This is a genomic window from Burkholderia sp. lig30, assembly GCF_000687455.2.
GTDB lineage: Bacteria > Pseudomonadota > Gammaproteobacteria > Burkholderiales > Burkholderiaceae > Burkholderia.
In genome coordinates, this window is the sequence record NZ_JGVW01000109.1 from 53,787 (window position 1) to 79,872 (window position 26,086).

A 26,086-nucleotide genomic window follows, 5' to 3' on the forward strand; every position below is an offset into this window, starting at 1 on the left:
TCTGGATTACCGACGCAACTTCAATCTCAGGATCGCGTGCATGGAGGCAATCAGCTATTTTCGAAAACATGACGTTTCCATGCGATATCAAATAGGAAAAAGATGAACAAACGAAGAGTCGTTGTCACCGGTCTTGGTGCCATTTCTCCGGTCGGAATCGGCGTCGAGGAAAATTGGTTGAATGTTGTTGCTGGCCGCAGTGGGATCGGCCGGGTCACTTTTTTCGATACGACGGATTTTCCGGCGCAAATCGCAGGCGAGATCAAGGGGTTCGACGCTACCCACTTCATTTCCGAAAAAGAGGTCCGTCATATGGACCGCTTCATTCAGCTCGGCGTCGTGGCCGGCATGGAGGCATTCGCCGACAGCGGCCTCAACGTGACCGATGCGAACGCCCACCGGATCGGTGTTCACGTCGGCTCGGGAATCGGCGGCGTCCAGACCATCGTCGATACCGCCTTCACGATGAAGGACAAGGGGCCGCGTCGGGTGTCACCGTTCTACGTGCCGTCGTCCATCATCAATATGGTCGCGGGCCATCTCTCGATCCTGTACGGGCTCAAGGGGCCTAACCTCGCCATGGCGACAGCGTGCTCGACGGCGACGCATGCGATCGGCGACGCCGCCCGGCTGATCGAGTATGGCGATGCCGACGTAATGATCGCTGGCGCCGCGGAAGCGGCCATTACAGAGAGCAGCCTCGCGGGGTTTGGCCGGGCCAAGGCGCTATCGACGCGCAACGACGACCCCGAAACGGCGAGCCGCCCCTGGGACGCCGAGCGCGACGGCTTCGTGCTGGGTGAAGGTGCGGGCATCGTCGTGCTCGAAGAACTGGAGCACGCGCGCCGGCGCGGCGCCCGGATTTACGCGGAACTGGCCGGATTCGGCCTGAGCGGAGACGCATTCCATATCACTAGCCCGTCGGAAAACGGAGAGGGCGCGGCGCGCTGCATGCTCAATGCCTTGCGCAATGCGGGCGTCACAGCAGATAGCGTGCAATACGTCAATGCGCATGGCACATCGACGCCGCTTGGCGATCTTGCTGAAACTGCCGCGTTGAAGGCTGCCTTCGGTACGCACGCCAAGGGCCTCGCGATCAGTTCGACGAAATCGGTGACGGGGCACCTGCTAGCCGCAGCGGGCGGCATCGAGGCCGTCTACACCTCGCTCGCCATACATCACCAAGTCGCGCCGCCCACCGCTAACCTGACCCAACCCGACCCGGAATGCGACCTCGACTACGTGCCAGTCACCGCCCGGCACATGCCGATCGACGTCGCGCTCTCAAATTCGTTCGGCTTCGGCGGCACGAATGGAACGCTGGTGTTCCGCCGGCTCAGGTGATGCAGCCGCTTCTGCAAACATAGTCAAGGTAGTGTTGAAAGACTAGACGCGCAATGCCCATCGCACCAGCCCACCAGCCGATTCCTAAGCGACGGCCAGGCTGCGCGACACCATCGCGACATTCAATTCGACGTTTAAAATTTTGATGCCGCCAGCGTCCCGCGCGATGGCCGTCGCCTCGTAGTACTTTCCTTCCATCACGGGCCGCACGTCGACGTCGAACCAGACCATTTCTCCCGGCCGCACTGATTGATGCAAACGACATGCCTTGAGGCCCGCGAGCACTGGCATCTGCTCAGGCACTTCATCGCCGCCCTCCTCCTTCGAAACCGTGCCAAGCACCACTCCAACCGCTTGAGCCGCAGCCTCGACCAAGAACACGCCTGGAACAATGGGAAGTCCCGGGAAGTGCCCTTGCAGATGCGGGTGAGCGGCATCCCAGCAAGCCTGCGCGTTCACATGCCACCCTTGCACAGTCGCCGTGTGCAGGAACAGTGCGTGATCGCGATGCTGCAAGAGCCATTCGATCGCAGCCCGGTCGCAAACGACCGCGCCCGTTTCGTCGGCACGCTTCGCCTGTGACAAGGTGTTGAATTCCATCGGAAATATCCCTTTATGCCCCCGCGCGGCAGCGCGTTTGGGCGGAGGTTCAAAGAGGTGCGACCAAGCCTTCGGAAATGGCGCGAATCACGGCTTGCGCACGCGTTTGCACGCCGAACTTCCTGGTCACGTTGTAGACATGGAAATTGATCGTCGCCTCCGAGCATGAAAGAATTCGCGACATCTCCCAGCTCGTCTTTCCTGCCGTCACCCATCTCAGGCATTCGAGTTCGCGCGGCGTCAGAGCGGTGACAGGCCCTCCAGTCTCTTCGATACGGGAGACGTTGAAATACGATTCGCATGCGAAATCGCGAAGCAATGACAACGAGGCACGAATCCGCACATCCTCGCGAGGGGGGCCATCCGAGGCGAAGCAAAGTATGCCAGCCTGCCCCTGCGGCCCGTAAATCGGATAGCCGATACCCGATCGAAGTCCGTACCGGCTGCCCTCTTCATAGAATTCCCGCTGCCGATCGGAGGCGAATGTCGTTTCATCCCACAGCAGCGGATGCACATGGCGGTGACAGTGCAGTGCGATCGGATCGATTTCGTAATAACACCTGTCATACAGGTGGCGCCACGCTGTCGAGAAATTGGTTTGAACAAAGGCCGATCGGCACGATACAGCCCTCGATGATTTTATACCGAAATAAACGAAAGGAAATCCATACTGACGAGCCAACTTGAACATGGATGCCGACCATTCGCTCATATTTTTGCATTCGAGCAACTCAAGCATTGCATTCAAATTTTCGACCTCATCCATCGAAAGCACGATATTAATTAAAACATCAACTGACACATCAATATATCGATATACCAATATAATGCCACGAATTATAAATTTGATTGATCAATAAATCTTGTTAACCGCGGCGACGAAGTGTTGCCTAAATCAACGCTCAGGCTCACAAAAAACCTCACCTGGGAAAATCGAAATTTCGCTTTGTTAGCGGAATCACCAATGAGCCGCTTGACAAGTCTAAAGTAAAACCCATGAAACCGAGCAGCTCGCATTTTCGCGCAGCCTCAAACGCCACACCGAAATAAAAAACAATACCCATCGGGAAATACAGAATAACATCAATATCAATTAAATGAAAACCTGTTCACTCTGACAGGTTTCCATATAGCACCTTACGCAGGGCGCCTTTGATTTCTCAAAAAATTAAGAATCCAACCTACTATTTTCTGGATAAGATTTTCAGCGCATGACATATATCAGCACCGGCGTCCTGAAGGCAGAATGTCGGCTCCTTTTTCGCCGGCCTCTTCGCCCTCTGTTCGCCTATGTGTGTCCAGTGCGCGGATTCAGCGGATGCCACCAACGCGCACTACGAGTCGGGTCTCGACATCCAGACCCCATCGGTACGCTTACCGCGCCGCTTACGAACACGGGCAATCGAGTCGACGGCGGCATGTCCACATGCCTACAAGTGGGCTTGGGCACGGGTTTCGGGCAGTACGGCATCATTCTCGCCGAACAATCTGCCGGAATACACGCCGTCATCGCAAGACGTGTCGGCAATTCAGAATTTCGGAGTCTATACGGTCAAGCTGTATGACACGACCGGCACCGAGATCCGTTCGGACCCGATGAACATCGCTCACAACTACGCGGCTGCGGCAAGCGGCACCTTGGCGTGGCAGACACTCGGTAACAATGTGATCGCGAACTATCTGACGCTGGGTGGCTCCGGTACACAAAGTCCATCACGCACGCCGGCCACGCTCGACTGGATGACTTCGGCTGGCTCGCTCTATCCGAATTTCCGGTCTTCGATCAATTCGCTCGGCGCGGCCCAGACCAGCATACCGGCCGCAACCTACGGTGCGACCGTGTGGGGAGCAGGTACTGGCAACACGCCGTCTCCGTTCACGTTCAACACGTCGTTCACCGACGTGCCGACCTCCACTACCGCCGCGACGGCAGAGCAAGCCGTTCAGGTGCAGTTCGGCTGGCAGGCTGATGGCGAGATCTACTGCAACACCTGGCAATACGGCAATCCGTAATGCTGGCCTGTCGCCACGGCGGAACCCACTACAAAACGAGTTCCTCTTTTTTGTCATCGCCATCGACGTCAGTGGCCGGGTCCCTTCAATCAGAAACCCTTGGCGACATTGCCTCGCCGAGCAGCTCTCAAACTGTTTCCTGGAACGAGCATTATTGTGACCGGAAACCACCACTTCCGACCGGACTAAGAGCCGCTAACACAACTGGATGAGGCGGTGAACCAGACGTATCGTTCGGTGCATGGCGAGAAGAAAAGTCAGAAACGAGTTGTGGGCGGCGTTGGAGCCGTTGATTCCGGTATTTGTGTCGTCACCGAAAGGCGGGCGTCGCCGTTCAGTTGATGGTCGCACGGCCCTGAACGGAATTCTGTACGTTCTGCACACGGGTATTCCATGGGAAAAATTGCATCTGCCCATGTAGACGAAGCTGCGTGCATATGACCAGAACGATTGAGAACGGGCCAGCATCGATGGAGCCAGCGTGCCCAGCCCCGGGGGGCAGGGAAACCGGGCCGAACCCAACAGACCGTGGCAAGCTCGGAAGCAAGCGACACCTCATCGTAGATGCCCGAGGCGTTCCGCTGGCGCTGACCGTGACAGGTGCCAATCGGCATGACTCAGTGGCGTTCGAGCGGACGATTGATGCAATCCCGGCCGTGCCGAACTTGAATGGGCGGCCGCGTAAACGACCGGGCAAGCTGCACGCCGATGAGGGATATGACTTCAGCCGGTGCCGGCAATACCTGAGGCAGCGAGGCATCATCGCTCGACGAGGTGTGGAGAGCAAGGGGCGCTTGGGCAAAGCACCGATGGGTTATCGAGCGCACCCATGCGTGGTTTGCCGGCTTCGGCAAGCTGCGCATTCGCTTTGAGCGACGGCTGGATATTCATCTTCCCTGGCTTTCACTGGCTGCTGCCAGCTTCTGCTCTCGCTTCGTCGATGACTTGTGTTAGATACTCTAAATTTAACGAAATAAAAACAACACACCAAAAATCGGATTTGTCCGATTGCCAAATTGGCGGAGTCTATCCACGCGCGCGACACTACTTATTCCTCAGCCTCGCGATTCCACCGCACATTCATCTGGATATCGAATCATGCCGCCACTCACCGCCACCCTTCGAGCCTGAGCGTCGAGCGCACGAGCCGCTGCTCCTCCTGCTCGATCTCGCGCAGATAGTCGACGCACTGACGGATGTGCTCGCTGGCCGCCTTGCGCGCCTGCTCCGGCAGCCGGCCGGTCACGGCGTTGTAGAGCCGTGCGTGCTGGCGGTCGATCTGCTTTTTCATCGGCTCGCGGTGATACAGGTTATTGACCGACGCGAACACCGAGCTCAGCAGCAGATCGGTGAGCGACTGCAGCGTGTTGACCAGCACCGGGTTGTGCGACGCTTCGCAGATCGCGAGGTGGAACGCGTGGTCGAGCTTCGCACGCGCGGCCGTATCGAGATCCTGCGCGTCGGGCGCGGTCATCTCTTCATATCGCCGCGTGATCAGGATGAAATCGGCCGGCGTGCCGCGCAACGCCGCGAGGCGCGCTGCTTCGGCCTCCAGCATCCCGCGCACCTCGAACAGATCGAAAAGCGTGCGCGGCTGCGAGCCGAGCAGATGCATCATCGGCGTGACCGCTCGCTGCGGGGTCAGGCTCGCGACGAATGAGCCCTTGCCGTGCGTCGTCTCGATGATGCCCCGCGCACGCAGCAGCTTCATCCCCTCGCGCACCGCCGTGCGCGACACGCCGAGCTTCTCGGTCAGGCGCCGCTCGGACGGCAGCGCCTGCCCCGCCTTCAGCACGCCGTCGACGATCAGCTTCTCGATGCGCTCGGCCACGACGTCCGCGACGTACCGCGCCGGCGGCTCCCGATCCTGCATTTCCATACTGGTATGACCACTTTTTGGCGATAGGGCGGATTGTCCCATAAACCCTTGTCGTTGTTGGGTTTAATGGCAACGCCATACACACCGAAAAGCCCTTCTAGTAAAAACTGGTATGACCACGCATTCGGGATCTGGACAGGCACGCGCCCGCCCACAAGAATGCGGGACGTTCGGCGATCCGCGCATCGCACGATTCAAGACCTGGCGGAGACATCCCAATGAGTTTCGACTACGACGAACAGATCGACGGGCCGCTGCCGTCCGTCGACCGGCACGCGATCGCCGCCGCGCTGCGCGCAGCGGCGCCCGGCCTCGACGTGCTGCACGAGCCCGAGGCGCTGAAGCCATTCGAATGCGACGGCCTGTCCGCGTACCGGACGGTGCCGCTCGTCGTCGCGCTGCCCGCCACGATCGACGAGGTGCGCGCGGTGCTGCGCGTCGCATCGGCGCATCGCGTGCCCGTCGTCGCGCGCGGCGCGGGCACCGGCCTGTCGGGCGGCGCGATGCCCCTCGAAAAAGGCATCCTGCTCGTGATGGCGAAGTTCAACCGGATCATCGAGATCGATCCGGACGCCGGCATCGCCCGCGTGCAGCCGGGCGTGCGCAATCTCGCGATCTCGCAGGCCGCCGCGCCGTACGGGCTGTACTACGCGCCCGACCCGTCGTCGCAGATCGCCTGCTCGATCGGCGGCAATGTCGCGGAAAACGCGGGCGGCGTGCATTGCCTGAAATACGGGCTGACGGTGCACAACGTCCTCAAGGTCGAGATCCTGACGATCGACGGCGAACGCCTGACGCTCGGCGCCGACGCGCTCGACAGCCCCGGCTTCGACCTGCTCGCGCTGTTCACCGGCTCGGAAGGCATGCTCGGGATCGTCGTCGAAGTCACGGTGAAGCTGCTGCCGAAGCCGCAGAGCGTGAAGGTGCTGATGGCGAGCTTCGACGACGTCGGCCGGGCGGGCGCCGCGGTGGCGGCGATCATCGGCGCGGGCGTCATCCCGGGCGGCCTCGAAATGATGGACAACCTCGCGATCCGCGCCGCCGAGGATTTCATCCACGCGGGCTATCCGGTCGACGCGCAGGCGATCCTGCTGTGCGAGCTCGACGGCGCCGCGTCCGACGTCGACGAGGATGCGACGCGCGTCGAGGCGCTGCTGCGCGACGCGGGCGCGAGCGAGATCCGCGTCGCGCGCGACGAGGCCGAGCGCCAGCGCTTCTGGGCCGGGCGCAAGAATGCGTTCCCCGCGGTCGGCCGCCTGTCGCCCGACTACTACTGCATGGACGGCACGATCCCGCGCCGCGAGCTGCCGCGCGTGCTCGAAGGCATCGCGGCGCTGTCCGCCGAATACGGGCTGCCGGTCGCGAACGTGTTTCATGCGGGCGACGGCAACATGCACCCGCTGATCCTGTTCGACGCGAACCGCTCCGGCGAGCTGGAACGCGCCGAGGCGCTCGGCGGACGGATTCTCGCGCTGTGCGTCGCGGTGGGCGGCAGCATCACCGGCGAGCATGGCGTCGGCCGCGAAAAGATCAACCAGATGTGCGTGCAGTTCAACGCGGACGAGATCACGTTCTTCCATGCGGTCAAGGCGGCGTTCGATCCGGCGCGCCTGCTCAATCCGGGCAAGAACATCCCGACGCTGCATCGCTGCGCCGAGTTCGGCGCGATGCACGTCCACCACGGCCAGTTGCCGTTTCCCGAACTGGAGCGATTCTGATGCGACGCGAATTCGAATCGATGGACGACAGCGCCGCGCTGATCGGGCAGGTGGAGCGGGCGATCCGCGCGCGGCAGCCGCTGCGGATTCGCGGCGGCGACACCAAGGCCGGCCTCGGGCGCACGGTGGACGCACCGGCGATCGACACGCACGGACACCGCGGCATCGTCAGCTACGACCCGACCGAACTCGTCGTCACGGCCCGCGCCGGCACACCGCTCGCCGAGCTGGAAGCGGCGCTCGATGCGGCCGGGCAGATGCTGCCGTGCGAGCCGCCGACGTTCGGCGGCGCGGCGACCGTCGGCGGGATGGTCGCGACGGCGCTGTCCGGGCCGCGCCGCCCGTGGGCCGGCGCGGTGCGCGACTTCGTGCTCGGCTGCCGCGTGCTGACCGGGCATGCGAAGCACCTGCGCTTCGGCGGCGAGGTGATGAAGAACGTCGCGGGCTATGACGTGTCGCGCCTGCTCACGGGCAGCTACGGCTGCCTCGGCCTCGTGACGGAAGTGTCGCTGAAGGTGCTGCCGAAGCCGCGCGCCTGTGTCGACCTGGCGCTCGCGCTGGACGAGTCGAACGCGCTGGCGCAAGTAGCCGCGTGGCGCCGCGCCGGACTGCCGCTCGCGGGCGCATGCCATGCGGACGGCGTGCTGCGCGTGCGCCTGGAAGGCGGCACGGGCTCGGTGCGCGCCGCACGCCGCGCGATCGGCGGCGACGAGATGGACGGCGCATTCTGGGCGCAGCTGCGCGACCTGCGCCTGCCGTTCTTCGCCGATCCACGCCCGCTGTGGCGCCTGTCGCTGCCGGCGGCGGCACCCGCCGATGCGCTCCCCGGCGCCGCGCTCGTCGACTGGGGCGGCGCGCAGCGCTGGCTGAAGAGTGACGCGGAGCCTGCTGCGCTGCGCGCGCTCGCCGCGCAATGGGGCGGCCATGCGACCTGCTTCACGCCCGGCGTGACGGACACGCCGTTCCATCCGCTGCCGCCCGCGCTGCTGCGCGTGCACCGGCAGTTGAAGGCGCAGCTCGATCCGCACGCGATTTTCAATCCCGGCCGGCTTTACGCCGACTTCTGACGCGAACACGCCGATGCAAACCAATCTCAGCGAAGCGAGCCGGAACCTCGCCCGGGCCGACGAGGCGGAAGCGATCCTGCGCGCGTGCGTGCATTGCGGCTTCTGCAATGCGACCTGCCCGACCTACCAGGTGCTCGGCAACGAGCTCGACGGGCCGCGCGGCCGGATTTACCTGATCAAGCAGATGCTCGAAGGCGAGCCGGTGGGCGACACGACCCGCGCGCACCTCGACCGCTGCCTGGGCTGCCGCAACTGCGAAACGACGTGCCCGTCGGGCGTGCGCTATCACGCGCTGCTCGACATCGGTCGCGCCGAGGCCGACAAGCGTGCGAAGCGCCCGGCGCGCGAGCGCTTGTTGCGCGCCGGCCTGCGCCACGTGGTGCCGCGCCCGGCGACCTTCGCCGCGCTGCTGATGGCGGGTCGCGCGCTGCGGCCGCTGCTGCCCGGCGCCGTGCGGCGCAAGATCCCGGCGGCCGCGCCCGCCGCCGCGCCGCGGCCGCCCGTGCGCCATGCGCGGCGCGTGCTGATGCTCGAAGGCTGCGTGCAGCCGTCGTTGTCGCCGAACACCAACGCCGCCGCCGCGCGCGTGCTCGACCGGCTCGGCATCGGCGTGACGCCGGCGCCGCAGGCCGGCTGCTGCGGCGCGACCGACTATCACCTGAACGCGCACGAGGCCGGCCTCGCGCGGGCGCGCCGCAACATCGACGCATGGTGGCCCGCGATCGACGCGGGCGCCGAGGCGATCGTGCTGACGGCGAGCGGCTGCGGCGCGTTCGTCAAGGAATACGGCGACCTGCTGCGCTTCGACCCCGCCTATGCGGACAAGGCGCGCCGCGTCAGCGCGCTCGCGCGCGATCTCGTCGAAGTGATCGCGGCCGAGCCGCTCGACGCGCTGGCCGCGCAGATCCCGCGCCGCGTCGCATTCCATTGCCCGTGCACGCTGCAGCACGCACAGCGCCTCGGCGGCGCGGTCGAGGCGGTGCTGCAGCGGCTCGGCTTCGATCTCGCGAGCGTGGCCGATTCGCACCTGTGCTGCGGCTCGGCGGGCACCTATTCGCTGACTCAGCCGGCAATCGCGACGCGCCTGCGCGACGAACGGCTCGCCGCGCTCGAAGCCGCGCGCCCCGAGCTGATCGTCACCGCGAACGTCGGCTGCCAGACCCATCTGAACAGCGCGGGCCGCACGCCCGTGCGTCACTGGATCGAGCTGGTCGACAGCCAGCTCGTCACCTGACCCGGAGGAACCCGTCATGCAAACCAAACCCGCGCTCGGCAGCATCGAAGTCGACCGCATCGTCGCCGCCGCGCGCGCCGAAGCCGAACGCCACGGCTGGGTGGTCACGATCGCCGTCGTCGACGACGGCGGCCATCCGCTCGCGCTCGCGCGCCTGGACGGCGCAGCGCCGGCCAGCGCCTACATCGCCCAGGAAAAGGCGCGCAGCGCGGCACTCGGCCGCCGCGAAACGAAGGGATATGAGGATATGATCAACGCTGGCCGCACCGCCTTCCTCAGCGCACCGCTCGCCGGGATGCTCGAAGGCGGCGTGCCAGTGACGGCCGGCGGCCAGATCGCGGGCGCGATCGGCGTGTCCGGCGTAAAGTCCGAGCAGGATGCGCAGATCGCCCGGGCCGGCGCCGAAAGCGTCGCGGCGTGATGCGCGCACACCGATTTTCTTCATACGGGAGGATCCCACGATGATCGACCATGACGGGCTGCAAGTCGCCGACGCGCTCAGCCAGTTCATCGAAAACGAGGCGCTGCCGGGCACGGGCGTCGACCAGGCTGCGTTCTGGCGCGGCTTCTCGGCGCTGGTGCACGATCTCGCGCCGCGCAACCGCGCGCTGCTCGCCGAGCGCGACCGCCTGCAGCACGAACTCGACGCGTGGCACCGCGCGCATCCGGGGCCGGTGCGCGACATGGCCGCGTACCGCGCGTTCCTCGAGAAGATCGGCTATCTGGCGCCGATGCCGGCGAGCGTCGCGGTGACGACCGCCAACGTCGACCGCGAGATCGCCGAGCAGGCCGGCCCGCAGCTGGTGGTGCCGCTGTCGAACCCGCGCTACGCGCTGAACGCCGCGAACGCGCGCTGGGGCAGCCTGTACGACGCACTGTACGGCACCGACGCGCTGCCGGAGGACGACGGCGCCGAGCGCACCGCAGCCTACAACCCGGTGCGCGGCCAGCGCGTGATCGACTACGCGCGCGACGTGCTCGACCGCGCAGCGCCGCTGGCCGGCGCGTCGCACCGCGACGCGCTGCGCTACCGCGTGCAGGACGGCCAGCTCGCCGTCGAGACCGCCCAGGGCGTCGCACGCCTCGCGCAGCCCGCGCAGTTCGCCGGCTTCCAGGGCGCGGCCGACGCGCCGTCGGCGATCCTGCTCCGGCACAACGGCCTGCACATCGAGATCCAGATCGACGCGTCGACGCCGATCGGCCGCACCGACCTCGCGAACGTGAAGGACGTCGTGCTCGAGGCCGCAGTCAGCACGATCATCGACTGCGAGGACTCGGTCGCCGCCGTCGACGCCGAGGACAAGGTACAGCTCTATCGCAACTGGCTCGGGCTGATGCAGGGCACGCTGGTGGAAGAAGTCGCGAAGGGCGGCAAGACCTTCACGCGCCGCCTGAACGCCGACCGCGAATACCACGCGCCGGACGGCTCGACGCTGACGCTGCACGGCCGCTCGCTGCTGTTCGTGCGCAACGTCGGCCACCTGATGACCAACGGCGCGGTGCTCGACCGCGACGGCAACGAGATTCCGGAAGGCATCCTCGACGGCGTCGTCACGACGCTGTGTTCGCTGCACGACCTGAAGGCGAAGCGCAACTCGCGCACGGGCTCGATCTACATCGTCAAGCCGAAGATGCACGGCCCGGAGGAAGTCGCGTTCGCCGACACGCTGTTCGGCCGCATCGAGGACCTGCTCGGCCTGCCGCGCCATACGATCAAGATGGGCATCATGGACGAGGAGCGCCGTACCAGCGTGAACCTGTCCGCATGCATCGCCGCGGCGGCCGCGCGCGTCGCGTTCATCAATACCGGCTTCCTCGACCGCACCGGCGACGAGATGCACACCGCGATGGAAGCCGGCCCGATGATCCGCAAGGGCGACATGAAGTCGTCGGCGTGGATTACCGCGTACGAGCGCAGCAACGTGCTCGCCGGCCTGTCGGCCGGGCTGCGCGGCCGCGCGCAGATCGGCAAGGGCATGTGGGCGATGCCGGACCTGATGCACGCGATGCTCGAACAGAAGATCGCGCATCCGCGCGCGGGCGCGAACACCGCATGGGTGCCGTCGCCGACCGCGGCGACGCTGCACGCGCTGCACTACCACGAAGTCGACGTGCAGGCCGTGCAACAGGCGCTCGAGAAGATCGACTACGCGGCCGAGCGCAACGCGCTGCTCGACGGGCTGCTGACCGTGCCGGTGGTCGAGCGCGCGAACTGGAGCGACGACGAGATCCTGCGCGAAGTCGAGAACAACGCGCAAGGCATCCTCGGCTACGTGGTGCGCTGGGTCGAACAGGGCGTCGGCTGCTCGAAGGTGCCCGACATCAACAACGTCGGCCTGATGGAAGACCGCGCGACGCTGCGGATCTCGAGCCAGCACATCGCGAACTGGCTGCGCCACGGCGTGATCGCCGAGGACTTCGTGATCGGCGTGTTCAAGCGGATGGCGCGCGTGGTCGACGAGCAGAACGCGGGCGACCCGAACTACCTGCCGATGGCGCCCGGTTACGACACGTCGTATGCGTTCAAGGCGGCCTGCGCGCTCGCGCTGCAGGGCACCGCGCAACCGAGCGGTTATACCGAGCCGCTGCTGCATCAGTTCCGGCTGGCCTTCAAGGCGCATCAGCGCGCGCACTGAACGGCGGATGCGCGCGCGAAAGCGTGCGCGTCGCGATGAAACGGGTGGCCTCGCGGCCACCCGTTTTTTTATCGATTTGCGTCCCGCAATATTTCTCCCGCGTGCGAATGCGCGCGCTATACTGCCCGCGAAGCCTGCCGCATCACACGAACAAACGCATCGTCCCGGGGCGCCCATCGCGCGCATCGACGATGCCAACCGATCTTCGGAACATGGCAGAGACCGAATACGCAGCGCCCAGCGAACCTGGCGTCACGAGCCGCGTGATCGCGTGCGTGCATCGGCTATTCGCCCCCTACCTGATTTTCCATGCCGGCCTCCTGCTCGCGATGATCCTGTTGCTGCTGTGCGGCATCGTGCTCTATCAAGGCCGGATCGATGCCCGCGAACGCGCGCGCACCACGTTGCAGAACCTCGCGCTGATGGCCGAATGGGACATCGAGCGCAATTTCGAGATCTGCTCGCTGTCGCTGCAGGCCGTCGTCGACGGGCAAAACCAGCCCGACATCGCCAGGCTGCCGATGTCGCTGCGCCGCCAGATGCTGTTCGATCGCGCGACGACGGCCAAATACCTGGGCAGCATCCACGCGCTCGACGCGCAAGGCAACATCGTGGTCGACGGCGGGCACGACGTGCCGCAGGCCGTCAATTTCGCCGATCACACGTTCTTCACCGTCCAGCGCGACAACCCGAACGCCGGCCTCTACGTGAGCGCCCCGTACCACTCGCGGATGCGCGACGGCGCGCCGAGCCTCGCGCTCAGCCGCCGCATCACGCGGCCCGACGGATCGTTCGGCGGCGTCGCGGTGATGGCGATCAAGCTCGAATACTTCCAGGACCTGTTCGCGCGCCTGTCGCTCGGCAAGCAAGGCGCGATCTCGCTGATCGAGACGAACGGCCTGATGGTGATGCGCCAGCCTTACGACCCGAAGATCGTCGGGCGCGACATCAGCCGGGCCAGCACGTTCCGGCACTTCATGAGCGCGTCCGAAGGCAGCTTCTTCGACACCGCGTCGATCGACGGCGTTCGGCGTCTGTACGTGTTCCGGCATCTGGACAACCTGCCGCTGATCATCATGGTCGCCGAGGCCGAATCGGACATCTACGCCGCGTGGTACGACCGCGCGATCCCGATCGGCTCGGCGATGGCGCTGCTGGCGCTCGGCTTCGTCGGGCTGTCGCTGCTGCTCGACGTGCAGCTGCGCAAGCGCCATCGCGCGGAAACGGAACTGGAGGCGCTCGCGCGCACTGACGGCCTCACCGGCCTCGGCAACCGCCGCATGCTCGACGACACGCTCGAACGCGAATGGCGCCGCGCCGCCCGCTCGCGGCACGCGCTGTCGCTGCTGTTCGTCGACATCGATCATTTCAAGGCGTACAACGACACGCAAGGCCACCAGGCCGGCGACGACGCGCTCGCGGCGGTCGGGCGCTGCATCGCCGGCTGCCTGCGCCGCCCGGCCGACTATGCGGCGCGCTACGGCGGCGAGGAATTCGTCGTGATCGTCCCGGATCAGACGCCGGACGGCGCGGCGGCGATCGCGGAGACGATTCGCGCGAGCATCTACGGGCTCGGCATCCGGCACGCCACGAGCGACTACGGGCGCATGACCGTCAGCATCGGCGTGACGACCTGCTATCCCGAATGGGAAAACGGCGTGCAGGCGGCATTGAAGCTCGCCGACGATGCGCTGTATCGCGCGAAGGCGAGCGGCCGCAACAAGGTGGTGGTGCAGGCCGCCACGCACCGCGAGCGGCGGCGCGCCTGACGCCGCCGGCGCGGGCCGCCGCCCGTTACCGCCGCGCGCGCACCCATGAGGGGTGTCCGGGTATCGGGTCGGGCCGCGCCTTGTGCATGTCGATTAACGCAAGCGTCCGGTCTCGGCGGTGCTTCGCGCTCGTCGCGGCCATTTCAGCACGAACGCCATCGGCACGCCGAACAGCAGGATCCAGCGCACCGTGTAGTACACGATCACGTTCGAGTCGAACAGAAAGAACAGGAACGGCAGCGGCCACATGACGGCCCGCAGCGGCAGCCACTTGCGGGCGCGCGTTCCGACGTTGTTCCGCACGACGAGCAGCATGGCCGGAATCGCGAACGCCAGCACGAATCCCGCGATGCCGAAGTTCACCATGAATTCTCCCGGCATGCCGAACAACAGCGTCGTCTTGTCGAGCGCGGTGCGTTCGAGGTCGCGAACGATCTCTGATTTTTCCAGCGCGAACGTATCGGGTCGATCGCTCCACAGCGCACTCGGAACGATCGATGCGACCGCGCCGACGAAGCTGCGTCCCATCGGATAGGCGTAACCCGGCTGCGTGACCGCGTCGATCGCGAGCGTCTGCACGTCGAAGCGCGACAGATCGCGAAACAGGAACGCGCTGACCGGCCCCATGCTCAACTCGAGATCGCGCTGCTCGGCAAACCGTTGCGACAGATTCGCGACGTCGTCGTAGCCGAGGCCGAGTTTCAACGGCATCAGCAGCAGGCCGACCAGCGCCACGCCGATGCCGGCGGTCCTGATCGTGCGCGGGCCGATCCGCGCGACGAAGTCGTGATGGACGAACAGCGCGAACACCAGCACGAAGACGATGCCCTGGCGGTTCCCTGCGATGCCCGAGGAGAGCCAGCCCAGCACGCCGAGCTGAACGAAGGCCACGACGGTAAGCAACGTACTGCGGCGGCGGCGCATCGTCAGGCAGACGAATACCCAGAGCGGCGCCGTGTTGGCCAGCGCCTGGATCACCCCCAACCCGCGAAACGGGTCGTTGTCGGTGCCGGTTTGCTCGACGCGCATGTCGTACAGCTCGGCGATCCGTGCGTAGCCGCCCAGCTTGACGTAGATGAACGCCAGCGCACCGAGGGACAGCAGCGCGAACAGATACGCGAGGCCGCCGGCGCGTACACCCGGTTCGAATTGCCATTCGGGTTCGCGCAGGCGGCTTGCGTACGCATCGAGCGTCAGCTTGACGACCAGCACGCCGGCGAGGCTCAGGCCATACCAGAGCGCGACGGCCAGGCTGTCCTGCGGCAACAGCCGGAGATAGATCTCGTCTCCGGCCAGCAGTTGCCACAGCGGAAACACGCCGAGAATGAAGAACAGGAAGATCCGGAACCAGCGTACGGTCGGGTTCCACGGCCGTATGCCGGCGATCGCCAGCAGCAGCGAGCCGTTCAGCAACAGCAGCACGCCATGCATGCGCTCGGTCAACAGGAGCGTCACGACGATCGCGGCCAGCGCGCCGACGACGAACGTCGTTCCGACCACGCTCCGGTTGCCGCCTTTTCGGCGCGCGCGACGCAGCTCGCCCGTGGCCGGTGCGGCCGCGACCGTCGTCGTGATGAAGGATCGTCGTTTCATGGAATCTCCCGTTCAGTGCTCGCCGGCCCGGCCCGTTGCCGGCAGCGATACGGAAGGTGCTGCGTGACGCGTCAGCAGCACCCACGACGACGTCAGGATGACGAACGCCGCCGCACCGACGCCGCAGATCGCGCCATAGGCGCCGAACTTCCAGCCGAGCGCCGCGACCAACACAAGCGTGAGGGCCGCCTCGAACGACGCCATCTTCACGAAGGCCCGCCTGCTTCGCGCATACAGCCACAGCGACAGGATCCGGCAGAGAAACACCAGGCAGGCGCCCAGCAGCACGGCGAACACGAATGCAAACTGATGGGAGCGGCTCCCCGGCGATTGAACCGGAAACAGCCGGATTTCCAGCAACGCGTACGCCGCGACGGCCAGGCCGACCCAGCCCGTCAACAGGCCCGCCGCGAGCTTGCGTCCGAACCCGGCTCCGCCGATCAGCCGCAATATCCGTCCGCCATTGCCGCTGATCGCCAGCGAAAACGACTGCCCGAAGTTGAAAGCCAGATTGTTGAAACCCTTGGCGACGCGATACAACGCGGCGCCGGCGGGCCCGGCCACAGCGGAAACGATCAGGACATCCAGGTGCTTGGCGCTTGACAGCACCGCGTTCGCGTACCAACTGCTCAGCACTTCGCCGCGCGCCTGCGCAATGAAGTCGCGATACCAGCCCAGCCCGCCGCGCCCGTTTGCCGGACGGCGGCCCGGTTCGCGACCGGCCGTGTCCCGGCGTGTCAGCCACAGGTAGGCTGACAGCAACATCGCGCCATACGCGGCCTCCACCAGCAGCAACAGATCGGGAAAATGGCTGCGCCAGCCCTCGAATTCGGCGAGCAACGCGATCACGGCCAGGCGCGAAAATGCCGATAGCGTCGAGATCGCCAGCACCACGCCGTTGCGCCCCGTCATCCTGAAGAACCCGAGCGCGAAATGCGACAGCCCGTAACACACGGGCGCGATCATGAGCATCGCGGGCTGGTTCGGCAGCGCGATCGAGCCGGTCCGGCCCAGCAGCGCGCAGGTCGCGCAGAACAGTACGGTCGAGCCGATCGCGCTGACGGCGTCAAGCGGAAGCAGGCTCGGAAACCGCGCCCGGACGCGATCGATCGTATGGACGCGCGCGGAACCGAAATTGAAGACGTCGATGGCGACGTAGAACAGCGCCAGCAACGCATACGAGCGGCCGACCAGGACGGGGTCGAAGAGATGCAGCGCCAGCGCCGCCACGGCGAAGTTCACCAGCGCCGGCAATCCGGCGCTGGCGACGACATGGATCAGGTCGGCGTTCAGGCGGCGCATCGTTCGACCAGGTAGCGGCAGTACGCGTCGTACTTTTCCTGCAACGCCGAATAAGAGAAACCGGCGACCTTCGCGCGCTGCCGGGCGCTCATGTCGACGAGCTGCGACGGGTCGCGCGCGATCGCTTCGATCGCGGCCTCAAGCGCGTCGACCGAGCCGGCCCGGATCAGGTCGCTCGCCGGCAGTACTTCCGGGATCCCGCCCACGCTCGTGCCGAGCACGGGCGTACCGACCGCCATCGCTTCCAGCATCGCGCGCGGCATGCCTTCCTGCAGCGACGGCAGCACGAACAGGTCGTGTTCCGCGACCGTCGCGCAGGCTGTTTCCGACGACACCTGCCCGCGAAATACGACCGCGTTCGCGATGCCCAGCGTGTGCGCGAGCGCCTCCAGCTCCGCGCGCAACGCGCCGTCGCCGACGAGCGTCAGCACGACGGCCACGTTCTTTCGCTTCAGGCGCGACACTGCCTCGAGCAGTGCCACATGCCCCTTGCTCCGGTTATGCATCATCGACACGTTGACCAGCCGCAACGCCCCGGGGCGCGCGAGTGCATCGGGATCGCGTGCGTCGAAGAGCCGGTCCGGCAGGAACGCGTCGCTGAAGCCGAACGAAGCGGCGCGCGTACGCGGCGGATACTTCGCCTGCAGATAGGTATCCGTCACGTATCGCACGCTTTGCGCACGCCGTGCGGCGAATGCGGTCGAGCGGCAATGGAGCCATTTCGCGACGTTGCGCAGCGGATGATTCGATGCCCCCTTGCTGAAGTAATCCTCCGGGTCGGCCACGATCTCGGCCGAGAACGGCTTGCGCGTGATCCAGCACAGCAACAGGGCGAGCGTCGCCACGTTGCCCGGAAAGCGGATCATCAGCGTTTGCGCACTCCGGATGGCGCGGTACAGCCGCGCCGTCGTGCCCGGCAAGCTCAGCAGCCAACGGCGCGCGCCGCGAATCGCGCCGAGATCGACGAACGACGTGTGCGGCCCGGTCACGAGCGAGCCGATCGGCCGCGCTTTCGGAAACGCACGCGCGACGATCCGCACCGCGTCGAAATGCGGCGCGAACCGGCCCGCGAACTTCTCGTGGCCCATATGGGGACTGTAGATTTCGCGGCCGACCCGCGAAAAATTACCGTCCATCACAAAGGTGATCGAACTGCTCGATTTCATGACGAATCCTTTTCACCATCTCGTTATAGCGACCCGCGCCTTCCGCGCGCAGCGCGTGCCAGTACGCGCTGTCGTCCTCCGCGATCTCGCGCGCGAGCGCGGCGACGCGGTCCGCGTCGAAGTCGCTCGCATGCACGACGTAGCGCGACAGGCCGAGGTCGTCGTAGGCGGCCTGGCCTTTTCGCTCATAGGCGATATGAATGCTCGGCACGCCGGCCAGCACGCTTTCGAGGCTGCCGTGCAGCCGGACGGAGACGACCACGGGGCGCTCGCGCGCGACGAGCGTCGCCAGGTCGTCGACCTGTCCGACGCCGAACGTGTCGCGATAGAACGTGTCGTCGCCGTTGCCGCGGCCGCTGCTTTGCAGCGCGAATCCCGCTTCCGGCAACTGCTTCTCGAGGCACCGCAGATTGACGACATAGTCGTCGCGATACGGCTTGCCCTTCAGGTCGCGGAACACGAACCGGATCGGGCGGGCCTGCCCGGCGCATCGCGTCGCCTCCGGCTTGCCGTGCGGCTTCCGGGCGATCTCGAGCACGACGAGATCGCCCGTGCGGATGCCGTGAGGATGCGCGAGCTCGTCGACGCTCTGGTCGTCGCGCAGGAACACGACGTCGACGCAACGTCGGACCAGCGCCGCCAGCAGCGTGCCGGGCAGCGACGTCAGCGGACCGATGCTCTGCGGCAGATAGATCGACCGCTTCGAGCGCCGCAAAGCGGTGCAGGCCAGCTGGCTGCCGTGCGCGATCAGCGATTTCCAGCCTTCCATGCCGCTGGACCCACGCAGGTAGCCGCCGCCCACGCCGAAGAACAGCGCCGGCCGCGCGCGGCCGAAGCGGCGGACCGATTCGGCGCAGAACCGGGCCAGCGACCAGAGGCGGACGTTCGCGTCGTCGAGATAGCCGTGGAACGATGCCGGATCGACGCAGACGATCGTGACGACGCCGTCGATGCCGGCGGCGCGGATCGCCTTCAGGCTCAGCTTGACCAGCAGGCCGTCGCCGCTGTTTCGCGAGCTGTACGCGTGCAACAGATAAACGTCAGGCTTGTTCATAGATCCGCATCAACGATTTCAGGAAATGCTCCTGCCTGAAGGTCTGGTCGAACACGTGCCGCGCGTTGTCGCCCATGCGCCGGCAGTTGTCGACCGTCAGGCGGTTCAGGTTGTCGGCCAGGCATGGCCCGGTGAGCTCGGTCAGGATGATTCCGTTGTAGCCGTGGATCACCTGCTCGGGCAGCGAGCTTTCGCCGGAGACGACAAGCACCTTGCCGGCACGCATCGCCTCGATCGGCACCAGCGCGAGCCCTTCCCAGCGGGACGGCACGATCACGACGTCCATCGCCTGCATCGCGGCTTTCGTCGCCGCGGCGTCGACCCAGCCGTGGTAGACGATCCGCGGATCGTCGGTCCGGCCCGTCTCGACACCGCCGCGCACGGCCACGCCGTACACGTTGATCTCGATGCCCGGCTTCAGCGCCGGCATCGCATCGAGCACGATGTCGAAACCCTTCTGGTAGTCGAGACGGCCGAAGTAGCCGACGCGGATCGTCGCGCTGCCGGACGGTCGGTCGAGGACGGCCCTGGTGTCGTCGCCGGCGATGCCCGTATAGACGAGGTCGACCTTCGACATCGGCAGCCGGTACTTGCGCGCCGCCCGCAGTTCGTCCAGCGACATGCAGACGATCCGGTCGCACCGGCGCGCCAGCAGGCGCTCCGTCAGCGCATAGCCCAGCCGCGTCACGGTGCCGACGTCCTGCTTCAGGAACGCCCACGCATGCGGCGTGTACAGGACCTTCGCGCGGCGATGCCGGAGCAGGCGCACGTACACGCCGGGGAACGTGCTGTGGCAATGGATCACGTCGGGGCCGACGGCCTTCAGCAGCGCGCGGATCTCGCGCGCGACGCGGGCGATGCGCGCCGGATGCCGGCTCGACCGGTATCCGATCAGCGTCAGTCCCTCCACGCCGGTCGCGCCGGACATCTTGTCGGGATCGCAGATCAGCAGGACGTCATTGCCCATCGCGATCTGCTCGCGGGCCAGCGCGCCGACGTAGGTGGCGATGCCGCCTACCCAGGTTTCCACGACGTGCACGATCTTCATGACGCCTCCCGCCGCGCGCGCGACCGGCGGCCGGCGGCTGCCTGCGTGTCGCCGTTCGCTTCGATGGAGCCGTACGGTGCATATCGATACGCGCCGTATCGGGAGCGATAGCCGAAGGCGCGCGTATCGACGCCGTTGAAGAGCACGCCGAGCAAGCCCGGCGAGAGCCGATTCAGCTGCTTCGACGATTCGGCGATCTCGCCGATCGTCGTCTGCCTGGATCGCGTCACGAGGAAGGCCGTCGCGCAGTGCGGCGCCAGGATGCTGGCGTCCGATACCGCGAGCACCGGCGGCGTATCGATGATCACGACGTCGTAGGCGGCGCTCATCTCGTCGAGCAGGCGGAGCGTCGGTTCGCCCAGCAACAGCTCCGACGTGCGCGGCGACGGGGTGCCCGTCGGCATGACGTCCAGTCCTTCCGATACGCGGTGCGTGGCGCCGCGCAGCGACACGCGGCCCGTCAGCACGTCCGACAGCCCCGGCGAGCCGGGCACATCGAAGGATTCGTTCAGGTGACCGCGCCGCATGTCGGCATCGACCAGCAGCACGCGCTGACCGGCGGCGGCCATGACGGCCGCCAGGTTGGCCGACACGAACGACTTGCCGACACCGGGGCTCGGCCCGGTCAACAGCACGCGGTTGTTGTCCGCATCGAGCAGAGCCAGGCTGAGTGCCGTGCGCAGGCTTTTCAGGCTCTCGATGGAAGGGTCGTGCGGGTTCTCGTCGGCGAGCAGCGACGGGATGTACCCGCGCCGGGCGGCCAAAGCCGCGGCAGCGCGCTGCGCCGCCGAATCGGGGATCGTGCCGTAGACGGCCAGTCCGGTGCGGCGCTCGATGTCGTCCGCATCGGTGACGCCGCCGAACAGCGATTCGCGCGCAACGGCCGCCGTGACGCCCAGCATCATGCCGAGAATGGCGGACAGCGCCAGGATCAGCGCCCGGCGCGGCTCGACCGGCTCTTCCGGAACGGGCGCGTTGTCCACCTCGCGAACGTTGCCGACCTTCCCGGCCGACACCAGCTTGAGCTGCTGGATGTTGTTCAGCACGCCGACGTACATCTCGTTGCCGACCTCGACGTCGCGTCGCAGCCGCAGTTCGTCCTGCTCGATATCGGGAAACGCGCGCAGGCGCCCCGCCAGCCCGTCGATCTTCTGCTTCGCGCCGCCGATCTGCCGGTCGAGCGCCTGCATCTCGGGGTGGCCGGCCGTGAACCGGGTCGAGGCTTCCGCGTACTTTTGCTGCAACGTCAGCAGCGTCGCCTGCGTGGCGATGCTGTCCTGCAGGTAGGCCTGCGCCTCGATGCCGAGGTTGAAGGTGCCGCGCTTGCGGCGCATCGCGTTGTATTTCGCTTCGGCCTGTTCCAGGTTCTGCTTCAGTTGCGGCGCGACGTTCTCGAGAAACGCGAGCGACTTCTCGGCTTCGGCCGATTTGCGCTTGACGTTCTGGGCCACGTACGCGGTGCCGATCGTATTGAGGATGTTCGCGACCGCGTCCGGGTCCTCACCCTTCAGCGACACGTTGATGACGTTGCTCTGCTTGCGGATCTCCGACACGTTCAGGTGCTTCTGCAGCTTCTGCAGCACCTTGAGCGCGGAATGACGCTCCACGCGGAACGCCGCGCCCGGCCGCGCATGGAGCGCGTCCACACGGATCCGGAACGTGCCGCCGGCCTGCGTCGATTCGACCAACTGCCCGAGCGCGCCTTCGATCGGCCGGTCGAGGTCGCCGTTTTCCAGCCGGAAGCGGCCGTCTGGCAGCGCCGTCAGTTCGAACGTTTCGCCCTCGAAGGCCTTCGGGACGTCGAACGTGCCGATGTCGACCGACTCGGCGCCCCAGCCGTATCCGCCGAATCCGAACAACCCGGGACGGGACAGGCCGTGCGCGCGCGCGGCGATCGCCTTGCCGACCAACGGGAAGCGCTTCGGCGTCGCGTCGATATACAGACGCAGGTTCTCGACGGCATGGCCGACGACCATTCTCGACTTGAGGATCTCGATCTCGGCCGCCGCCTGCATCTTCGCGTCGAAGAGCGACGACACGCTGCCGAGCAGGGAGTCGGCCGAGCCCGTGTTGTCTTCGACCTGGATCAGCAGGTTCGATTCGTACACCGGCCGCGCCAGCAACGCATACGCGGCGCCGGCGGCAAACACGATCGCGGTGACGCCGGCCACCAGCCAGCGGTTCGTCAGCACCAGGTCGACATGCCGCACGAGTTCCGGCGCGTCGCCCCGGTCTGTTTCGGGTAACGGGCCCGATGCCCGGTTCATGAAAATTCTGTTCATCATTCAACACTCATCTCAATGCCTCGATCTTCGGCACCCACGCGTTCACGCCGCGTTCGATCTGGGAATAGGCCTGCCTGAACGCATCGACGGGCTTCATGTACGGATCCGGCACATCCATGCCGCATTGCTTGTCGAGCGGGAACACGCGCCCCAGCGCAAACGGATAGCGCTCGACGATCGCGCGCTTCTGGCTGGCCTCCATCGTCAGCACGATGTCCGCGCCGCGAATCAGCGCCGCGGTGAGCTGCTGCGCGCGGTGCGCGGAGAGGTCGATCCCGGCGTCGGCCGACACGGCGATGGCGAGTGCGTCCGCCGGCTCCCCGACGAGCGCCGACGTGCCGGCCGACGCGACCGCGACACCGGGCAGTCGCCACCGCAGCAGCCCCTCGCCGATCGGGCTGCGGCAGATGTTTCCGGTGCAGACGACGAGAACGCTGCGAATCATGTTTCCTCCGGTTTCTCTTGTGCGATGGCGATGGCGACGTTCCCCGGTCATTTCGTGACGATCGCGCCCGTCAGGCCGGCATTGATCGCCGGCAGCAGCAGGTTCAGCACGCGGCTGAAGCGCACGAGGCTGTTGCTGTCCACATAGACGACATCCTTCGGCTGCAGGTCGAACTGGTTGGCCAGCACCATCGCGACGGGCGAGCGCGCATCGAGGTGGAACACGCGCGGCGCATCGCTCGTCGCGCCACGGATGACGTAAAGCTGCGAGGCATTCGCGCTCGCGCTGTTGAAGCTGCCGGCCTGCGACAGCGCGTCGCTCAACGTCAGCCGGCCCGTGCGCAGCGGCAGCGCGGTGATCGGCCGGGCCACTTCGCCCATCACGTACACGCCGTTTTCCTCGCGCGGCGCCACGCGCAGCAGGTCGCCGTCGCGCAGCAGCAGGCTGGAGGGATTCACGTTGCGCGCCAGCATGCCGGGCAGGTCGAGCGGATACGACACGCCGCCGCGCACCAGCACGAGGCGGCTCTGGTCGGCCTCCGACGTGAAGCCGCCCGCGCGGCCTACGGCTTCATGAAGCGTCAGCGGCACGTCGTTGACCGGCACGGTGCCGGGCGTGCGGACTTCGCCGTCGACATGAATCTGCTTCGCGCGGAACGACGCGACGCGCACCGTGACCTTCGGCGCGACGAAATAGCGCGCGAGCGCGGCCGTGATCGCCTGACGCGCGCCGTCGATCGTCAGGCCGGCGACCGGCACGTTGCCGGCATAGGGCACCTGCACGTTGCCCGCGTCGTCGATCACGAACCCCTGCGGCGGGTCGGACGGGCGCGTGTTCGTCTGCTGCGCCGGGCCTTGCGCGACGGCCAGTTCTGGGTGGTCCCAGACGGTGACCTGCAGCACGTCGCCCGCGCCGAGCGTATAGGCGGTGGAGCGGCCGAGCAGCGCGCCGGCCTGGGTCGCGGCGGCGCTGCGCTCGTCGGCCTTCAACTGGCGGATCAGCGTCGCGTCGATTTCGGAGATCGACACCGGCGCCGCCGTGGCCGGCGTGTGCGCGTCGCCGCTTGACACCTGCAGGCTGGCCGTGTCGGGCATCTTCATCCCCGGTGCGAACGCGCAGCCCGACAACACCGCGCAGCAAAGCACGGCGACGCATGCGCGCACGGCGCCGGGCGAAGGCGACGGCGACGGCGCGCTCGCAGCCGCGGGATGGCGACGGCGGTCAAGGGAACGGGAGAGCGAGAATTTCAAGGGTTGGCCTATTCGTACGTGGGGGGCGCCGGGGCGACGCACATGGGTCGCTCAGTAAGCGTTCTGGTGACCGAATCCGTGCAACACCGTCGCGCCGATGATTCGCAAATCGAGCGCGAACGACCAGTTGCGCAGGTAGTACAGGTCGTACTCGACGCGCGACTGCATGCTTTCGAGCCGTTCGGTCGCGCCGCGCAGCCCGTTGACCTGCGCCCAGCCCGTGATGCCGGGTTTGATCCGGTAACGGTGGATGTAGCCGTCGACGAGCGTGCGGTATTGCGCGTCGTGTTCCACCGCATGCGGGCGCGGGCCGACGACCGACATGTCGCCGAACAGCACGTTGACGAACTGCGGCAGCTCGTCGAGGCTCGTGCGGCGCAGGAACGCGCCGACCTTCGTCACGCGCGGATCGTTGCGCGTGGCCTGGGCGACCGTGCCGGGTTGCTCGACGTGCGCGCGCATCGTGCGGAACTTGTAGATGTCGAACGTGTGGCCGTCCGCGCCGCGCCGCTTCTGCGTGAACAGCACGGAGCCCGGCGACGTCAGCTTGACGGCCGCGGCGACCACGAGCAGCAGCGGCATCAGCACGATCAGGACCACGGCGGCGAACACGCGATCGAAGATCGCCTTTGCGACCCGCGCACCGCGCGACAACGGCGGCGCAGCCAGCGAGATCGCCGGTTCGCCGAGAATGTCCTCGACGTGACTGCCGAACAGCGCGTGCTTGCTGACGTCGGGCATCAACCGCAGCTCGACGAAATCGTTGCGGAACTCGTCGATCACGCGGGAGATCGTGGCGTCGTCGTCGAGCGGCAGCGCGATCCAGATTTCGTCCGCGTACTCGGCGCGGGCAAAGGCGGCGAACGACGCAAGATCGGTGGCGACGAAGGTGCCGGCATCGCGCCTGATCGCGTGGCCGGTCGTGCAATAGGCGCCGACGAACCGGTAACGCGACGCGCCAGCCGTGCCGATCGATTCCGTGAGACGTTCGATCGAGTCGCCGCCGCCGACGATCGCGACACGGGACGGCGTGCCCGGCGCATGCAGGCTGCGGCGGTGGGCGATGCTCAGTCCGGCCCGGAACACGGCGAGCACGATCGCGACGCCGATCGTCCAGACGAAGAACCATGTGAGCAGCGTGGCCGTGACGGTTGTCAGCGCAATCATTTTCAGCAGTACGAATCCTTGCACGACAAACCAGAGTGCGACAGTTCGCAACGCGTAGCGCGTCGCCGGTCGCGTGCGGCCTTCGAGTCCGATTCCGGCGAGCCGCAGCGCGAATGCTGCGATCAGCGCACTGACGCCGATCAGCAGCCATTCGATTCGGAGTGCAGCGAGATTCCACAGCGAACCCTGATGCACGATTCCCGCAATGACGACGATAAGAAAGGTGTCGATCGCGCATACGGCGCGTGTGCTGCCTGTTATCCGCTTGCGCTGCATATCTCTATTCATTCGGTTTGAACTCCGGTCATTCCGGTTCTTGCAGCACGGAGAAACTGCATGTGTGTCGTGGGGACCCGGACCTGACATGGCGATTTAAAAATGACAGTTGGCAAGAAAGACGAGTTTATGAGTCGCTTGATCCTGGAACCATGAGACGAAGATGGGTCATGCGACGAAATTGGATAGGACAAGGACTAATTCGTCGCAATAACCTGAGACGAATCGCAATCGGGAAGC

The 26,086-nt window shown here is 66.1% G+C and carries 20 protein-coding genes and 1 pseudogene; 9 read left to right on the forward strand and 12 right to left on the reverse strand.

Translation table 11 applies throughout. The features are described from left to right. Positions 1-102 precede the first annotated feature (102 nt). Positions 103-1,344, forward strand: a complete 1,242-nt coding sequence (fabF, locus tag LIG30_RS21760) for a beta-ketoacyl-ACP synthase II (RefSeq protein ID WP_038715366.1) — start codon at positions 103-105, stop codon at positions 1,342-1,344. Between the two features lie 84 nt (positions 1,345-1,428). Here fabF and LIG30_RS21765 read toward each other — a convergent pair whose 3' ends face one another. Then, a complete protein-coding gene (locus LIG30_RS21765) occupies positions 1,429-1,944 on the reverse strand; it encodes a 3-hydroxyacyl-ACP dehydratase FabZ family protein (protein WP_051995123.1) in 516 nt (171 codons plus the stop codon). Positions 1,945-1,993: 49 nt separating this feature from the next. After that, complete coding sequence (locus tag LIG30_RS25625) at positions 1,994-2,746, reverse strand: LuxR family transcriptional regulator (protein WP_152986185.1); 753 nt, start codon at positions 2,744-2,746, stop codon at positions 1,994-1,996. Between the two features lie 716 nt (positions 2,747-3,462). Here LIG30_RS25625 and LIG30_RS21770 point away from each other — a divergent pair. Continuing rightward, positions 3,463-3,957, forward strand: coding sequence for a hypothetical protein (locus LIG30_RS21770; RefSeq protein ID WP_051995125.1), 495 nt, complete (start codon positions 3,463-3,465; stop codon positions 3,955-3,957). Between the two features lie 241 nt (positions 3,958-4,198). Then, positions 4,199-4,911 (forward strand): annotated as a pseudogene (locus LIG30_RS25630) (IS5 family transposase). Positions 4,912-5,065: 154 nt separating this feature from the next. Here LIG30_RS25630 and glcC read toward each other — a convergent pair. After that, complete coding sequence (gene glcC / locus LIG30_RS21775; protein ID WP_038715368.1) at positions 5,066-5,836, reverse strand: transcriptional regulator GlcC; 771 nt, start codon at positions 5,834-5,836, stop codon at positions 5,066-5,068. Positions 5,837-6,054: 218 nt separating this feature from the next. On the opposite strand from glcC, the gene glcD reads away from it, so the two are divergent. From glcD to LIG30_RS21805, 6 genes are all read left to right on the forward strand, one after another. Beyond that, positions 6,055-7,554 carry a glycolate oxidase subunit GlcD gene (glcD, locus tag LIG30_RS21780; RefSeq protein WP_038715369.1) on the forward strand — a complete coding sequence of 500 codons (1,500 nt, stop codon included), beginning with the start codon at positions 6,055-6,057 and terminating at the stop codon, positions 7,552-7,554. Next, a complete protein-coding gene (glcE, locus tag LIG30_RS21785) occupies positions 7,554-8,621 on the forward strand; it encodes a glycolate oxidase subunit GlcE (RefSeq protein WP_038715371.1) in 1,068 nt (355 codons plus the stop codon). Before glcD ends, glcE begins: the two co-directional genes overlap by 1 nt. Before the next feature lie 13 nt (positions 8,622-8,634). Next, positions 8,635-9,855 carry a glycolate oxidase subunit GlcF gene (gene glcF, locus LIG30_RS21790; protein ID WP_038715373.1) on the forward strand — a complete coding sequence of 407 codons (1,221 nt, stop codon included), beginning with the start codon at positions 8,635-8,637 and terminating at the stop codon, positions 9,853-9,855. Between the two features lie 16 nt (positions 9,856-9,871). Beyond that, positions 9,872-10,276: a heme-binding protein gene (locus LIG30_RS21795; protein ID WP_038715375.1), complete on the forward strand. Its 405-nt coding sequence runs from the start codon at positions 9,872-9,874 to the stop codon at positions 10,274-10,276. Positions 10,277-10,316: 40 nt separating this feature from the next. Further along, the gene (locus LIG30_RS21800; protein WP_038715377.1) at positions 10,317-12,491 is read left to right on the forward strand and encodes a malate synthase G; all 2,175 of its coding nucleotides are present in this window, start codon (positions 10,317-10,319) and stop codon (positions 12,489-12,491) included. Between the two features lie 212 nt (positions 12,492-12,703). Then, entirely contained in the window at positions 12,704-14,260 is a 1,557-nt protein-coding gene (locus LIG30_RS21805) for a sensor domain-containing diguanylate cyclase (protein WP_038715378.1), read from the forward strand. A gap of 93 nt (positions 14,261-14,353) precedes the next feature. Here LIG30_RS21805 and LIG30_RS21810 read toward each other — a convergent pair whose 3' ends face one another. From LIG30_RS21810 to LIG30_RS21850, 9 genes are all read right to left on the reverse strand, one after another. Beyond that, complete coding sequence (locus tag LIG30_RS21810; RefSeq protein ID WP_235510359.1) at positions 14,354-15,853, reverse strand: hypothetical protein; 1,500 nt, start codon at positions 15,851-15,853, stop codon at positions 14,354-14,356. A 12-nt stretch (positions 15,854-15,865) separates the two neighbouring features. Continuing rightward, the gene (locus tag LIG30_RS21815; protein ID WP_051995126.1) at positions 15,866-17,155 is read right to left on the reverse strand and encodes a hypothetical protein; all 1,290 of its coding nucleotides are present in this window, start codon (positions 17,153-17,155) and stop codon (positions 15,866-15,868) included. After that, the gene (locus tag LIG30_RS21820) at positions 17,143-18,321 is read right to left on the reverse strand and encodes a glycosyltransferase (protein ID WP_235510360.1); all 1,179 of its coding nucleotides are present in this window, start codon (positions 18,319-18,321) and stop codon (positions 17,143-17,145) included. Before LIG30_RS21820 ends, LIG30_RS21815 begins: the two co-directional genes overlap by 13 nt. Further along, a complete protein-coding gene (locus LIG30_RS21825) occupies positions 18,281-19,375 on the reverse strand; it encodes a polysaccharide pyruvyl transferase family protein (protein ID WP_038715381.1) in 1,095 nt (364 codons plus the stop codon). Before LIG30_RS21825 ends, LIG30_RS21820 begins: the two co-directional genes overlap by 41 nt. Next, the gene (locus LIG30_RS21830) at positions 19,362-20,423 is read right to left on the reverse strand and encodes a glycosyltransferase family 4 protein (protein WP_038715382.1); all 1,062 of its coding nucleotides are present in this window, start codon (positions 20,421-20,423) and stop codon (positions 19,362-19,364) included. Before LIG30_RS21830 ends, LIG30_RS21825 begins: the two co-directional genes overlap by 14 nt. Continuing rightward, positions 20,420-22,705 carry a polysaccharide biosynthesis tyrosine autokinase gene (locus tag LIG30_RS21835; protein WP_038715429.1) on the reverse strand — a complete coding sequence of 762 codons (2,286 nt, stop codon included), beginning with the start codon at positions 22,703-22,705 and terminating at the stop codon, positions 20,420-20,422. The genes LIG30_RS21830 and LIG30_RS21835 overlap by 4 nt, the downstream gene beginning before the upstream one ends. A 10-nt stretch (positions 22,706-22,715) precedes the next feature. Beyond that, positions 22,716-23,153, reverse strand: coding sequence for a low molecular weight protein-tyrosine-phosphatase (locus LIG30_RS21840; RefSeq protein WP_038715384.1), 438 nt, complete (start codon positions 23,151-23,153; stop codon positions 22,716-22,718). A gap of 47 nt (positions 23,154-23,200) precedes the next feature. Further along, the gene (locus LIG30_RS21845; protein WP_038715431.1) at positions 23,201-24,247 is read right to left on the reverse strand and encodes a polysaccharide biosynthesis/export family protein; all 1,047 of its coding nucleotides are present in this window, start codon (positions 24,245-24,247) and stop codon (positions 23,201-23,203) included. Between the two features lie 207 nt (positions 24,248-24,454). Continuing rightward, a complete protein-coding gene (locus LIG30_RS21850) occupies positions 24,455-25,858 on the reverse strand; it encodes an undecaprenyl-phosphate glucose phosphotransferase (RefSeq protein ID WP_152986186.1) in 1,404 nt (467 codons plus the stop codon). Positions 25,859-26,086: the final 228 nt, after the last annotated feature.

What these genes read in the sequence shown, in the direction of transcription:
- LIG30_RS21820 (WP_235510360.1), bottom strand. Translation starts at nt 18,321, where the DNA reads ATGAAATCGAGCAGTTCGATCACCTTTGTGATGGACGGTAATTTTTCG.
- LIG30_RS21810 (WP_235510359.1), bottom strand. Translation starts at nt 15,853, where the DNA reads ATGAAACGACGATCCTTCATCACGACGACGGTCGCGGCCGCACCGGCC.
- LIG30_RS21805 (WP_038715378.1), top strand. Translation starts at nt 12,704, where the DNA reads ATGGCAGAGACCGAATACGCAGCGCCCAGCGAACCTGGCGTCACGAGC.
- fabF (WP_038715366.1), top strand. Translation starts at nt 103, where the DNA reads ATGAACAAACGAAGAGTCGTTGTCACCGGTCTTGGTGCCATTTCTCCG.
- LIG30_RS21815 (WP_051995126.1), bottom strand. Translation starts at nt 17,155, where the DNA reads ATGCGCCGCCTGAACGCCGACCTGATCCATGTCGTCGCCAGCGCCGGA.
- LIG30_RS21840 (WP_038715384.1), bottom strand. Translation starts at nt 23,153, where the DNA reads ATGATTCGCAGCGTTCTCGTCGTCTGCACCGGAAACATCTGCCGCAGC.
- glcD (WP_038715369.1), top strand. Translation starts at nt 6,055, where the DNA reads ATGAGTTTCGACTACGACGAACAGATCGACGGGCCGCTGCCGTCCGTC.
- LIG30_RS21850 (WP_152986186.1), bottom strand. Translation starts at nt 25,858, where the DNA reads ATGAATAGAGATATGCAGCGCAAGCGGATAACAGGCAGCACACGCGCC.
- glcF (WP_038715373.1), top strand. Translation starts at nt 8,635, where the DNA reads ATGCAAACCAATCTCAGCGAAGCGAGCCGGAACCTCGCCCGGGCCGAC.
- LIG30_RS21800 (WP_038715377.1), top strand. Translation starts at nt 10,317, where the DNA reads ATGATCGACCATGACGGGCTGCAAGTCGCCGACGCGCTCAGCCAGTTC.
- LIG30_RS21835 (WP_038715429.1), bottom strand. Translation starts at nt 22,705, where the DNA reads ATGAACAGAATTTTCATGAACCGGGCATCGGGCCCGTTACCCGAAACA.
- LIG30_RS21845 (WP_038715431.1), bottom strand. Translation starts at nt 24,247, where the DNA reads ATGCCCGACACGGCCAGCCTGCAGGTGTCAAGCGGCGACGCGCACACG.
- glcE (WP_038715371.1), top strand. Translation starts at nt 7,554, where the DNA reads ATGCGACGCGAATTCGAATCGATGGACGACAGCGCCGCGCTGATCGGG.
- LIG30_RS21825 (WP_038715381.1), bottom strand. Translation starts at nt 19,375, where the DNA reads ATGAACAAGCCTGACGTTTATCTGTTGCACGCGTACAGCTCGCGAAAC.
- LIG30_RS21830 (WP_038715382.1), bottom strand. Translation starts at nt 20,423, where the DNA reads ATGAAGATCGTGCACGTCGTGGAAACCTGGGTAGGCGGCATCGCCACC.
- glcC (WP_038715368.1), bottom strand. Translation starts at nt 5,836, where the DNA reads ATGGAAATGCAGGATCGGGAGCCGCCGGCGCGGTACGTCGCGGACGTC.
- LIG30_RS21795 (WP_038715375.1), top strand. Translation starts at nt 9,872, where the DNA reads ATGCAAACCAAACCCGCGCTCGGCAGCATCGAAGTCGACCGCATCGTC.
- LIG30_RS21765 (WP_051995123.1), bottom strand. Translation starts at nt 1,944, where the DNA reads ATGGAATTCAACACCTTGTCACAGGCGAAGCGTGCCGACGAAACGGGC.